6 protein-coding genes are annotated in these 13,526 nt (G+C 69.5%); 1 reads left to right on the forward strand and 5 read right to left on the reverse strand.

Annotated features, from left to right (window positions below; translation table 11 throughout):
• Positions 1–73: 73 nt before the first annotated feature.
• The 4 genes from WA670_RS25435 to WA670_RS25450 are packed head-to-tail and all read right to left on the reverse strand — an operon-like array spanning position 74 to position 5,020.
• Entirely contained in the window at positions 74–1,480 is a 1,407-nt protein-coding gene (locus WA670_RS25435) for an L-fucose/L-arabinose isomerase family protein (protein ID WP_336159077.1), read from the reverse strand.
• Between the two features lie 3 nt (positions 1,481–1,483).
• Positions 1,484–2,485, reverse strand: a complete 1,002-nt coding sequence (locus WA670_RS25440) for a substrate-binding domain-containing protein (protein ID WP_238607259.1) — start codon at positions 2,483–2,485, stop codon at positions 1,484–1,486.
• 22 nt (positions 2,486–2,507) lie between these two features.
• Positions 2,508–3,497 (reverse strand): ABC transporter permease, encoded by a 990-nt coding sequence (locus WA670_RS25445; protein ID WP_037818734.1) that lies wholly within the window; start codon positions 3,495–3,497, stop codon positions 2,508–2,510.
• Positions 3,494–5,020, reverse strand: a complete 1,527-nt coding sequence (locus tag WA670_RS25450) for a sugar ABC transporter ATP-binding protein (RefSeq protein WP_336159078.1) — start codon at positions 5,018–5,020, stop codon at positions 3,494–3,496. The genes WA670_RS25445 and WA670_RS25450 overlap by 4 nt, the downstream gene beginning before the upstream one ends.
• 443 nt (positions 5,021–5,463) lie before the next feature.
• Here WA670_RS25450 and WA670_RS25455 point away from each other — a divergent pair, with 443 nt between their 5' ends.
• Positions 5,464–10,926 carry an ATP-binding protein gene (locus WA670_RS25455; protein WP_336159079.1) on the forward strand — a complete coding sequence of 1,821 codons (5,463 nt, stop codon included), beginning with the start codon at positions 5,464–5,466 and terminating at the stop codon, positions 10,924–10,926.
• A gap of 22 nt (positions 10,927–10,948) precedes the next feature.
• Here WA670_RS25455 and dnaE read toward each other — a convergent pair.
• Positions 10,949–13,526 (reverse strand): DNA polymerase III subunit alpha (gene dnaE, locus WA670_RS25460; RefSeq protein WP_336159080.1); only part of this gene is annotated, 2,578 nt, incomplete at its 5' end.

Raw genomic sequence — 13,526 nt, forward strand, 5'->3', positions numbered from 1 at the left:
AACCTCAATGTGGCACCGGGTGCGCGGGATGCAGCGCGCTGCCGGGAACCTCAGAGGCCCGTCGAGCAGAGGGTCACCGGCTCCACTCCTCCACCCGCACCCCCATCAACCGAGCCGCCGCGCGCAGTTCTCTCCGCCGATCCCCCGGCACCGCATGCACGTGATTCGCCCCGAAGCGCGACAAAAACGTCTCCGAAGCCACATCCAGACGCGCGAACGCGTGCGGCCACTCCGGCGTCGAGCGCGACACCAGCTCCTCCGTCGTCCGCGCGTCGTAGTTCTCGAACTCCCCCAGCACCAATTGCATCCGATACTCCCCGTCCAACCGGCTCAACCGCGCCAAGGTCATCCGGCCGGGGGCGGCGATGTGCTGCACCGAAGCCCCGCCCGCGGGGAAGAAGAACACCTCCGGATAAAGGTGCACCCGCGCCAGGTTCTCCGCCGGGTCCTCGCTCCGCGCGGCGAACCACGTCGCGTGCTGGCCGGAGTTGCACAGGTCCCACACGTCGCGGTCCGGGTGGTAATGCCGGACATCAGCAAACAGCACCGGCGTCCCGGTGATCCGATGCATCAGCTGCATGGTCAGCGCACCGTCCATGTCCGCTTCGGTGGCGGTGACGTGCACGGCTTTGGGGCCGTTCCAGTCGTACGGATCGTTGAGCAGCGCCTCGGCGACATCGGCGGTCGCGAAGTGCTCGGTCAGCTCCGGTTGTGCTTTGATCCCAGAAAAATCCAGGTGGCGTTCGGCAGCGACATCGCGCACGGCAAGGTAAAGACGCAGTTGGCGTTCCAGCAACTCCGGGGTGAGCCGATCTCCATCGTAGTGCACGGTGGCATGCTCTTCCAGCCATTTCCGACCGTCCGCAGCCGCGGAAGAGGGGCCGGATTCGGCGCGGCGGACCAGTTCGTATTGGTCGATTTCCTCGACGTCCACGCCGAATTGGCGCATCCACTGATCGGTATTGGCCACCGCGGTGTTCATGCCCATCGGCCGTCCGCCGAAGCGGCCGAAGGTCGAACCGCGCAACGAACCGACGGCAGCGGCGGCGCTCGCGTGCGCGCCGACTTCGGCGATCAGTTCCGGGTCGGACGGCGAGCCCCACAAACGGGTGTGCGTGCGGCCGATCTGGTCGAGCGCGCCCCCTGCGGCGAGCATTCCGACCAACCCGGGCTCGGTCGGGTCGGTGCTCGCGACGAGCAGCAGCGGGCCCGGGGTCGCGTCCGCGGCCAGCATGGTGAAGTGCGGAAACGCCCACACCGCGTAGTACAGCACCGTCACGTCCACCGAACTCGCGGCGACCGAGCGCGCGGCCGCGGTCGCGGTGGTGTTCGTGGCTACCAGCCCTCCGGTGACGACGTCGTGGCCCGCCGCGGTCAAGGCGGCGGTGAACTCGTCCACTTTGGACCGGATGAAGCCGGTGTTCCGCCGGTGCACGTGGTCGCGCCCGTCGGAGACGGCGAGGACACCGATTCGCGCCATAGGTCAGCTCCGGTTCAGTTCGGCGTACACCTGGGCGGCGTTGTCGCGCGTCACCAGGCGGGTGGGCAGGGTCTGCGTCTTGGGCACGGTCTGGCAGTCGACGAGCAGTTTCTTCGCTGCCGCAACGGCTTCCTTGCCGCCGGTCGGGTAGATGAACGTGGCCGACAACCGTCCGGCCTCCACCGCTTTGATGCCGCCTTCGGGCACCGGCAGGCCGTCGATGCCGACGATCGGCAGGTCCGCGCGGCCCGCGTTCTGCGCGGCGATGCGCGCGCCCTCGGCCATCGGGTCGTTCTCGGAGAACATCGCTTGCGCGTCCGGATGCGCTTTCAGCAACGCGTCCGCCTGCTGTTGTCCCTTGTCCCGCAACCAATCCGCGTCCGCGCTGCCCACGACGGTGATATTGCGGTCCGTAATGCCCTGGTTGAATCCATCGCTGCGTTCCTTGGCAGGCGTCGATCCAGCGAGACCCTTCAGCTCGACGACTTTCCCGCCCTGCGGCAGCAATTTCTCGGCGAAGAACTTGCCCGCCTGACGGCCGATGTCCACATTGTCCGCACCGATGAACGACGTGTACCCGTCGCCGTCCACCTTCCGGTCCAGCACGAGCACCGGGATCCCCTGGTCGTAAGCCTTCTTCACGACTCCGGTCAGCGGCGTCGCCTCGTTCGGGCTGATGATCAGCAGGTCGATGCCCTGGGTCAGGAACGTATTGACCTGCTCGACCTGTTTCGCGTTGTCCTGCGCGGCATCCGCGTAACTGACGCTGAATTGCGGCACGCCCGCCGCAGCCTTGCGGATGTCGTCGTCCATCCGGACGCGATACGGTTCGGCGAGATTCGCCTGGCTCATCCCGATTTTGTATTTCCCGCTCGGGCCGTGGCATTGTTTCGCGGCCGGCGCGGCGCCGGACGACGCGCCCGGCGCGTTCTCGTGCGTGGTGCCGCAGGCGGCGACGAGGGCCAGCCCCGCCAGGACCGCCCCGCCGCGGATGATGCCGGACATCTGCTCCCCTTTTCCCGGACGCCTATGCCGTGGCCGGGCGCAGCCGCTGCAGGCCCGCGGCCAGCACGATCACCACGCCGACCACGATCAGCTGGACGTTCGAATCGATGTCGTTGAGCTGGAGGATGTTGTCGAGCACGCCGACCAGCAGGGCGCCCGCGACGGTGCCGGACACCGACCCGCGCCCGCCGGACAGGCTGGTCCCGCCGATCACGACGGCGGCGATCGCGTTGAGCTCGTACCCGGTGCCGTCGTTGGGCCCGCCGAAGTTGTACTGTCCCGCGTGGACGATCCCGGCCAGCGCGGCGAGCAGCCCGCACAGGCCGAAGACCAGCACTTTCACCCGGATCACCGGCACCCCGGACAGCACCGCGGCCTTCTCGTTTCCGCCGATCGCGTACACGTGCCGCGAGAACGCGCTCGCCCGCAGCACCAGCACCGCGAGCGCCGCGACGACCACGAAGAACAGCGCCGGGATCGGCACCACGCCGCCGAACGTCCGCTCGCCCAGCAGCGAGAACGGCACCGGAGCCTGGCCGGGACCCGTGCCGTAGGTGATCGAAACGCCCTCGCCGCCGGACCACATCCGGGCGATCCCGCGGGCGATCTGCATCCCGGCGAGCGTCACGATGAACGACTGGATCCGGAACCGCGCGCTCGCGATCCCTTGCAGCAGCCCGAAACCGAAGCCGAGCGCGAGGATCAGCAGCACGCCCGGCACGAGTCCCCAGCCGCCGCTGGTGAGCAGCAGCGCGACGCCGACGCTGGCCAGCCCCATCACCGAGCCCACCGACAGGTCGATGCCGCCGACCAGGATCACCAGCGTCATGCCGACCGCGATGATGCCGATCTCGGAAATCGCGCGGACGACGTTGAACAGGTTGCCGCTGCCGAGAAACACCAGCTCCCCGTCGCGGTGCGGGGAAAAGACGATCGCGGCCGCGAAGACCAGCACGAGCCCGAAGACGCTCTGGAACCGGAACACCGCGGCCAGCACGGAACGCCCGTTCACCGGACGTCTCCCATCGACGCGGCGAGCAGTTCCGCCTCGCCGGCCTGAGCCGTGTCGAGCTCGTGCACGCTGCGTCCGCCGCGCAGCACCACCACGCGGTCGCACACGCCGACCAGCTCGGCCGGTTCCGAGGACGCCAGCAGCACCCCGACGCCGCTCCGCGCGGCCTCGCCGAGCAGCCGGTAGATCTCCGCCTTCGCCCCGACGTCCACCCCGCGCGTCGGCTCGTCGAGCAACAGCAGCGCCGGTTCGGTCAGCAAAGCCCGTCCCAGCACCACTTTCTGCTGATTCCCGCCGGACAGCGAACCCACCGGATCGGCGAGCGACCCCAGTTTCACCCCGAGCCTCCCCGCTTCCTCCCCGGCCACCGTCCGCTCGCGCCTGCCGGGAACGATCCCGAACCGCGCCAGCCGGTCCACAATGGACAGAACGGTGTTCGCCACGACGGAATGCTCCAGCGCCAGCCCCGCGATCCGCCGGTCCTCGGGCACGAACGCGATCCCCGACCGCAGCGACCCGCGCGGCGAGCGCGGCCGGAACTCCTTGCCGCGCAGGAAAATCCGCCCGCTCAACAATTTTCCCCCGGCAGCGCCGTACAGCGCCTCCAGCAACTCGGTCCGTCCCGCGCCGAGCAATCCGGCGACGCCGACGATCTCTCCGGCCCGCACGGTGAGACTGATCCCGTCCGGCTCCCGCCGCCCGGCGCGCGGCCGCATCACAAGATCCTCGACGCGAAGCACCTCGTCCTGACTCGGCGAGGGCACGCTGTCCGCGCGGAACATGAGGTGCACCGGACGGCCCACCATCGCCTCCGCGGCCCGCTCGGCAGTCAGCTCGGCCGCGCTGAACTCCGCGACGACCTCGCCGTTGCGCAGCACCGTCGCCCGGTCCGCGACCCGCCCGATCTCGTCCATCCGGTGCGACACGTAAACGATCGCCGCCCCGTCCGCGCGCAGTTGGTCGATGACCGTGAACAGCCGCTCGACCTCGCGCGGCGACAGCGCCGACGTCGGTTCGTCCATCAGCAGGATCCGCGCGTCCAGCGACAGCGCTTTCGCGATGGTGACGAGCTGCTGTTCGCCAGTGCGCAGCCGTTCGACCGGCGTGCGCGGATCGAGGTCGACGCCGGAGCGCTCCAGCACCTCGCGGGTGGCCGCGACCATCCGCCGCCGGTCGACCGTGCCGCCGCGGGTGTGCGGTTCGCGGCCGAGAAAGACGTTCTCCGCCACGGAAAGCGCGGGGACGAGGTCCAGTTCCTGATGGATCATCGCGACCCCGGCGCGGCGCGCGTCGGCCGGGCGGGCGAACCGGACCGCCTCCCCCGCGATCCGGATCGCCCCCTCCCCGGCGGCGATCTCCCCCGACAAGATCTTCAGCAGCGTGGACTTGCCTGCCCCGTTCTCGCCGAGCAGCGCGTGCACCTCCCCCTTCGCCGCGGTGAAGTCCACCGCGCCCAGGGCACGCACCCCGCCGTAGGTCTTGCTGACGCCGGCCAGCTCGGCCAGCGCGACGCCGTCGCCCATGCCCCGCCCTCTCGGCCCGCCCCACGTCGAGAAATCGATTACCCGCGACGGTAGGGGCACCCCGCCGGAGTGTCAAGGGTCACATTTTCCCAGTTCAGGGGAGCCTCGGCTCCGGTTCCGCCGGGCACGTTCCGCTCCGCCGCCTGAACTGCGGGTGACCCCTGTCCGACCCCCTGGAAACGCCTGGCCGTCGAGTTGCCTTCGCCCCTGGCCAGCCGGGCGTGATTTGTGGCATACCTCGCGATAAACGAGGCCCGGACGACGTGACACGAGCCGTTTTTGGCGGGTTCCTACAAACCGGCAGGCGCGGCATGCGTCATCCGCGACATTGGTGTACCCGGCGGTAAGGGAGCAATGTGTACGACGAAGACAGGCGACGTTCCGGCGGGTCCGGCGTCGCCTGCTGTGCGTGGTGCAGTCAGGTTCACTGGGAGGCTTTGTCCGTGTTCAATCGCGTCGCCATCGTCAACCGCGGAGAGGCCGCGATGCGGCTGATCCACGCCGTCCGGGACTTGTCCGCCGAGACCGGGCGACGGATCGAGACGGTCGCGCTCTACACGGACGCGGACGCCACCGCGACTTTCGTCCGCGAAGCCGACGTCGCCTATTCGCTCGGCCCCGCCTCCGCGCGGCCCTACCTCGACCTCGCCAAACTGGAGAAGGCGCTGGTCGACACCAAGGCCGACGCCGCGTGGGTCGGCTGGGGCTTCGTCGCCGAGGACCCGGCGTTCGCCGAGCTGTGCGACAAGATCGGCGTCGCCTTCGTCGGCCCCAGCGCGGACGCGATGCGCAAGCTCGGCGACAAGATCGGCGCGAAGCTGATCGCCGAGGAGGTCGGCGTCCCGGTCGCTCCGTGGAGCGGCGGCGAGGTCGCGACGCTCGAGGAAGCCCTCGCGGCGGGCGACAAGATCGGCTACCCGCTGATGCTCAAGGCCACCGCGGGCGGCGGCGGGCGCGGCATCCGCAAGGTCGAGTCGGCGGGCGACCTCACCGAGGCGTACGAGCGCACCAGCCAGGAGGCGCTGCGCGCGTTCGGCAGCGGCGTCGTGTTCCTCGAGCGCCTGGTCACCGGCGCGCGGCACGTCGAGGTCCAGGTGATCTCCGACGGCGAGACCGCGTGGGCGCTCGGCGTCCGCGACTGCTCGGTGCAGCGGCGCAACCAGAAGATCATCGAGGAGTCGGCGTCGCCGGTGCTCGGCGCGGAGCAGACCGCCGAGCTGAAGGCGTCGGCCGAGCGGCTCGCGGTCGCGGTCGGCTACCGCGGCGCGTGCACCGTCGAATTCCTCTACCACCCCGGCGACCGGATGTTCGCCTTCCTCGAGGTCAACACCCGCCTCCAGGTGGAGCACCCGATCACCGAGATCACCACCGGCACCGACCTCGTGCGGCTGCAGCTGCACGTCGCGTCCGGCGGCAAGCTCGAAGGCGCGCAGCCGGAGGAGTCCGGGCACGCCGTCGAAGCGCGGCTCAACGCCGAGGACCCGGACCGCGACTTCGCGCCGTCCCCCGGCCGCATCGCGCGGCTGCTGCTGCCCGCCGGCCCCGGCATCCGGGTCGACACCGGCGTCAGCGAGGGCGACACGATCCCCGCCGACTTCGACTCGATGATCGCCAAGATCATCGCCTACGGCCGCGACCGCGACCAGGCGCTCGCGCGGCTGCGCCGGGCGATGGCCGAGACGTCCGTGCTCATCGAGGGCGGCGCCACCAACAAGAGCTTCGTGCTCGACCTGCTCGACCAGCCCGAGGTCATCGACGCCAGCGCGGACACCGGCTGGATCGACCGCGTCCGGGCCGAGGGCCGTCTCGTCACCACGCGGCATTCCGCGGTCGCGCTCGCCGCGGCGGCGATCGAGGCCTACGAGGACGACGAGGAGGTCGGCAGGCAGCGTCTGCTGTCCACCGCGTTCGGCGGCCGTCCGCAGGTGCGCCACGAAATCCGTCCGCTCGACCTGAAACTGCGCGGCGCGTCCTACCGCGTCACGGTCGCGCGCACCGGGCCGAAGCGGTTCCGGGTCGGCGTCAGCGGCGGCGGCGACGTGCACCCGGCCGACGTCGAGCTCGAGCGGTTCGACGAGTACAGCGGGCAGATCACCGTCAACGGCACCCGGTTCCGGCTCGTCACCGGCACGCACGGGCCGACCCACCTGGTCGAGGTCGACGGCATCACCCACCGGATCAGCCGCGACGAGGGCGGCGTCGTCCGCTCCCCCGCGCCCGCGCTGGTGGTCGCCACGCCGGTCGCGGTGGACGACGAGGTCGAGTCCGGCGCGCCGGTGCTCGTGCTGGAAAGCATGAAGATGGAGACGGTGCTGCGCGCGCCGTTCCGGGCCCGGGTCAAGGAACTCCCGGTGTCGATCGGCAGCCAGGTGGAGACCGGCGCTCCGCTGCTGCGCCTCGAACCGCTGGCCGACGAGGCCGAGGACGAGGCCGCCGCGCAGGCCGAGACCGCCGAGATCGACCTGCCCGCCGAACAGGACGGCACGAGCGCGGCCGACCTGGTCGAGCGCGGCAGGCAGGACCTGCGCAGCCTGCTGCTCGGCTTCGACGTCGACCCGCACGACCAGGGCCGGGTGCTCAGCGGCTACCTGGCGGCGCGCGCGGAGCTGCCGGCGCGTCCGCTGGAGGGCGAGCTCGAACTGCTCGACGTGTTCGCCGACCTGTCCGAGCTGAGCCGGAACAAGCCGGCCGCGGACGACCTCAGCGCGTCGAGCCCGGTGCACAGCGCCCGCGAGTACTTCCACACCTACCTGCAGAGCCTCGACGTTGAGCGCGCCGGGCTGCCGGAGAAATTCCAGGGCAGGCTGCGCCGCGTGCTCGGCCACTACGGCGTCGGCGACCTGGAGCGCACGCCGGAGCTGGAAGAGGCGGTCTTCCGGATTTTCCTTGCCCAGCAACGGGCTTCGAGCGACAGCGCGATCGTGTCCGCGCTGCTGCGGCAGTGGCTCACCGAGGCCCCGCCGTCGGCCGAGCTGCGGGAGACGGCCGGGCTCGCGCTCGAGCACCTGATCGCCGCGACCCAGCTGCGCTTCCCGGCGGTCAGCGACCTCGCCCGCGGCGTGGTGTTCCGCTGGTTCGCGCAGCCGATGCTGCGCCGGGCGCGCGCCGAGGTGTACGCCGAGATCCGCGGCCACCTGCGCTACCTCGACCGCAACCCGGACGCGGCCGACCGCGCCGAGCGGATCTCCGGCATGGTGTCGAGCAACGAGCCGCTGGTGCGGCTGCTCGGCCAGCGGATCGGGCGGCCGGGCGCGGACCCGGCCCCGATGCTCGAGGTGCTGAGCCGGCGCTACTACGGCAACAAGGCTCTCACCGACGTGCGCGTGCGCGAGGTCGCGGGCTGTTCGTTCGTCACCGCCTCGCATCCGGAGCCGGCGCGCGTGGTCACCACCGCGGTCGACTTCCCGCAGCTGCCGGACGCGATGCGCGCGGTGGCCGAGCTGTCCGACGGCGCCGGGGTGCCGGTCGCGGCGGACGTGTATCTCAAGTGGACCGACCAGCCCGACAGCGACGCGATGGCCGCGAAGCTGGGCGAAATCGTTGCCGCGCAACCGCTTCCGGCCGACGTCGACCGGGTGGTCACCACCGTCGCCGGCGGCGGCGGCGCGGTGATGCACCACCACTTCACCTTCCGCCGGACCGAATCCGGCTTCGCCGAGGACCGGGTGATCCGCGGGCTGCACCCGCGCGTCGCCGAGCGCCTCCAGCTGGAGCGGCTGCAGGAATTCGACCTCACGCGGCTGCCGTCGGCGGACGAAGAGGTGTACCTGTTCACCGGCACCGCGAAGGCGAACCCGGCCGACGAGCGGCTGATCGCGATGTCGCAGGTCCGCGACCTGACGCCGCTGCGCGAGGCGGACGGCAGGCTCGTGTCGCTGCCCTCGGCCGAGGACACGCTCGCCGCGTGCCTCGACGCGGTTCGCAACGCGCAGGCGCGGCGTCCGGCGAAGAACCGGTTCGACACCAACCGGATCGTCATCTACGTGTGGCCGCCGAGCGACCTGACGATGGACGAGCTGAACCTGCTCGCCCGCCGCGTGCTGCCGACGACCGCCGGCGCGGGCCTGGAGGAGATCCAGTTCCTCGCCCGGCAGCGGAACTCCGAAACCGGCGAGCTGACCGACATCGCGGTGACGGTCCGCAACGAGGTCGGCGCGGGCGTGCGGCTGTCGGTCGAGGCCCCGAGCACCGAACCGGTGCAGCCGCTGGACGACTACCGGCAGAAGGTGCTGCGCGCGGCGCGCCGCGACACGGTGTACCCGTACGAGCTCACCGAACTGCTGGCCGGCGGCGGCACCTTCACCGAGCACGACCTCGACGACACCGGCGCGCTCGTGCCGGTCGATCGGCCACGCGGGCAGAACAAGGCCGGGCTCGTGGCAGGCGTGGTCAGCACGCCGACCGATCTGGTGCCCGAAGGCGTCAAGCGCGTGGTGCTGCTGGGCGACCCGACGAAGTCGCTCGGCGCGCTGGCCGAACCGGAGTGCACGCGGGTGATCGCGGCGCTGAACCTGGCGCAGGAGCTGCGGGTTCCGGTCGAGTGGTTCGCGCTGTCGTCCGGCGCGCGGATCTCGATGGAGTCCGGCACCGAGAACATGGACTGGGTCGCGGCCGCGCTCAAGCGGATCGTGGAGTTCACCCAGGACGGCGGCGAGATCAACATCGTGGTCGCCGGGATCACCGTGGGCGCGCAGCCGTACTGGAACGCCGAGGCCACGATGCTCATGCACACCAAGGGCATCCTGGTGATGACGCCGGATTCGGCGATGGTGCTCACCGGCAAGCAGTCGCTGGACTTCTCCGGCGGCGTGTCGGCCGAGGACAACTTCGGCATCGGCGGCTACGACCGGGTGATGGGCCCGAACGGGCAGGCGCAGTACTGGGCGCCGAACCTCGCCGGGGCGCGCGACGTGCTGATGGCGCACTACGCGCACACCTACGTCGTGCCGGGCGAAGCGGGCCCGCGCCAGGCGGTCACCAGCGACCCGGCGGGCCGCGACGTGTCGGACTACCCGCACGCCGTCGTCGGCAGCGACTTCGCCACGGTGGGCCAGATCTTCTCCGCCGAGCACAACCCGGACCGCAAGAAGCCGTTCGACATCCGCACGGTGATGCGCGCGCTCTCCGACCAGGACCACCCGGTGCTGGAACGCTGGGCGGGCATGGCGGACGCGGACACCGCGGCGGTGCAGGACGTGCACATCGGCGGCCACCCGGTGTGCCTGCTGGGAATCGAATCGCGTTCGGTGCCCCGCCGCGGCTTCCCGCCCACCGACGGCCCGGACACGTTCACCGCGGGCACGCTGTTCCCGAAGTCGTCGAAGAAGGCGGCCCGCGCGATCAACGCGGCGAGCGGCAACCGTCCGCTGGTGGTGCTGGCGAACCTGTCCGGCTTCGACGGTTCGCCGGAGTCGATGAAGAAGCTCCAGCTGGAGTACGGGGCCGAGATCGGCCGCGCGATCGTGAACTTCGAGGGACCGATCGTGTTCACGGTGATCTCGCGCTACCACGGCGGCGCGTTCGTGGTGTTCTCGAAGGCGCTGAACCCGAACATGACGGTGCTGGCGCTGGAGGGCTCGTTCGCTTCGGTGCTCGGCGGCGCTCCGGCGGCCGCGGTGGTGTTCGCCGGCGAGGTGAAGACCCGGACGGCGAACGACCCGCGGGTGGCCGGTCTGCAGAAGCGGCTCGGCGAACTGAGCGGAGCCGAGCGGGCCGCTTGCGCGGCCGAGCTGGCGGAGGTCACGTCGTCGGTGCGGGCCGAGAAGCTCGGCGAGGTGGCGTCGGAGTTCGACCGGGTGCACAGCATCCAGCGCGCCGTCGAGGTCGGGTCGGTGGACGCGATCGTCAGCACCGCACAGCTCCGGCCCCGGATCATCGAGGCGATCGAGCACGGATTGAAGCGCTGAGGATTCCCGTGGGTGCCGGTTCTCACCCGGCACCCACGGTGATTCCCCGGATCGTCTTCACCTCGCCCAGCAGCGCCGGAGTCACCTTCACCGAATAGCCGTCCAGCGCGTACCGCTGCTCCCCCACGTGCAGATGGACCGGCGTATTCCCTTGGTGCGCCAGCAAAGTCTGCTTGAGCTCCAGCACCACCGGCAGCGTCACCTTCTCCGCCCGCGTGTGCAGCACCAGCGGCGTTTCCCCGAGTTCCGTCAGGTCCAGCGGCACCAGATCCGCCCCGAAGACCGACATCTTGTCCTCCCGCCAGTTGACCCGGCCCTTCACCAGCACCGCGTTGTCCTCCACCAGATCTGCCGCGCACAACGCGTACGACTTGGCGAAGAACAACACCTCGAGAGACGCGTCCAAATCCTCGACCGTGCAAATCGCCCAAGGTTCGCCCTTTTTGTTCACCCGCCGCTCCAGCGAAGTGATCAACCCGGCGACTACGAGTTCGCCTTCCTTCGGCGGGTTGTCGATGATCGCGGCGATCGTGCGGGGCGCGTGTTTGCTGAGGACGCCTTCCGCCCCGTCCAAGGGATGCGCTGAAACGTAGAGGCCGAGCATGTCCCGCTCGTGCGCCAGCAACTGCTTGCGCGGCCACTCTTCGGCGGTGAATTTCACGTGCGCCAACGGCGAAGAAGCCGGTTCCTTGTTTTCTCCGCCGAAGAGGTCGAACTGGCCCATCGCTTCCTGGCGCTTGAGCGGGACGACGGCTTCCACCGCGTCCTCGTGCACCTGGATCATCGACAGCCGCGTGTGGCCCATCGAATCGAACGCGCCCGCCTTGATCAGCGATTCGATCACCCGCTTGTTGCAGGCCACCAGCTCCGACTTGTCCAGGAACTCGGTGAACGAGGAGTACTTGCCCTTCTCCTCGCGCGTCTTGATGATCGACTCCACCACGTTCGCGCCCACGTTGCGCACCGCGCCCAGACCGAACCGGATGTCGTTCCCGACGGCCGCGAACCGCAACGCCGACTCGTTCACGTCCGGCGGCAGCACCTTGATCCCCAGCCGCCGGCACTCCGACAGGTAGATCGCCGACTTGTCCTTGTTGTCACCCACCGACGTCAACAACGCGGCCATGTACTCCGCGGTGTAGTTCGCCTTCAGATACGCGGTCCAGTATCCGACCAGCGCGTACCCGGCCGCGTGCGACTTGTTGAAGGCATAGCCCGCGAAAGGCAGGATCGTGTCCCACAACGCTTGCACAGCCTCGCCGGAGAACCCGTTGTCGATCATCCCGGCACGGAAGCCCTCGAATTCCTTTTCCAGGACTTCCTTTTTCTTCTTGCCCATCGCGCGGCGCAGGACGTCCGCGCGGCCCATCGAGTATCCGGCGACCTTTTGCGCGATCTGCATGATCTGTTCCTGGTACACCACCAGACCGTGCGTCTCGGCGAGGATCTCGCGCAACGGCTCTTCCAGTTCCGGATGGATCGGTTCGATAGCTTGCCGCTTGTTCTTGCGGTCGGCGTAGTTGTTGTGCGTGTTCATCGCCATCGGACCCGGCCGGTAGAGCGCGTTGACGGCCACGATGTCCTCGAACCCGGTAGGACGCATGCGGCGCAACAGATCCCGCATCGCGCCACCGTCCAATTGGAACACTCCGAGACTGTCGCCGCGGACCAGCAGGGCAAAGGTCTCGGGATCATCGGTGGCCAGCCGGTCGAGGTCGACGTCTTCGCCGCGGTTGGCTTGGACGTTGTCGATCGCGTCGCCGATGACGGTGAGGTTGCGCAGTCCGAGAAAGTCCATCTTGAGCAGGCCGATGGCCTCGCACGACGGATAGTCCCAGCCGGTGATGATCGACCCATCATCCCTGCGCCACAACGGAATCGCGTTCAGCAACGGTTCGCTGGACATAATGACCGCACAGGCATGCACACCCGCGTTGCGGATCAGCCCCTCCAGACCGCGGGCGGTGTCGAAGATCGTCTTGCACTCTTCGTCCGTCTCGACCAGCGTGCGGACCTCCGCCGCTTCCGCGTAGCGCTCGTGCTTGGCGTCCACGATGCCCGACAACGGAATGTCCTTGGCAGCCACTGGCGGCGGCAACGCTTTGGAGATCCGGTCCGCGATCGAATACCCTGGTTGTCCGAAGTGGACCCGCGCGGAGTCCTTGATCGCCGCCTTTGTCTTGATGGTGCCGAAGGTGATCACCTGCGCGATCCGGTCGGAGCCGTATTTCTCGGTGGCATACCGGATCATCTCGCCGCGACGCCGATCGTCGAAGTCCATGTCGATGTCCGGCATGGACACTCGCTCCGGGTTCAGGAACCGCTCGAACAGCAGACCGTGCCGGATCGGGTCGAGATTGGTGATCCGAAGCGCGTACGCGACCAGCGATCCCGCCGCCGACCCGCGTCCCGGCCCCACGCGGATTCCCGCCGCGCGGGCGTGCGTCATGAGATCAGCCGTGATGAGGAAGTACCCGGGAAACCCTTTCTCCACAATGACTTTGAGCTCGTACTCGGCGCGCTCCCGGTATTCGCCCGGCACTCCGTCCGGCAGCCGGTGCTCAAGCCCGGACATCACTTCATGGTGAAGCCAGGTGGTT

The organism is Amycolatopsis sp. VC5-11, from assembly GCF_037034185.1.
Lineage (GTDB): Bacteria > Actinomycetota > Actinomycetes > Mycobacteriales > Pseudonocardiaceae > Amycolatopsis > Amycolatopsis nivea.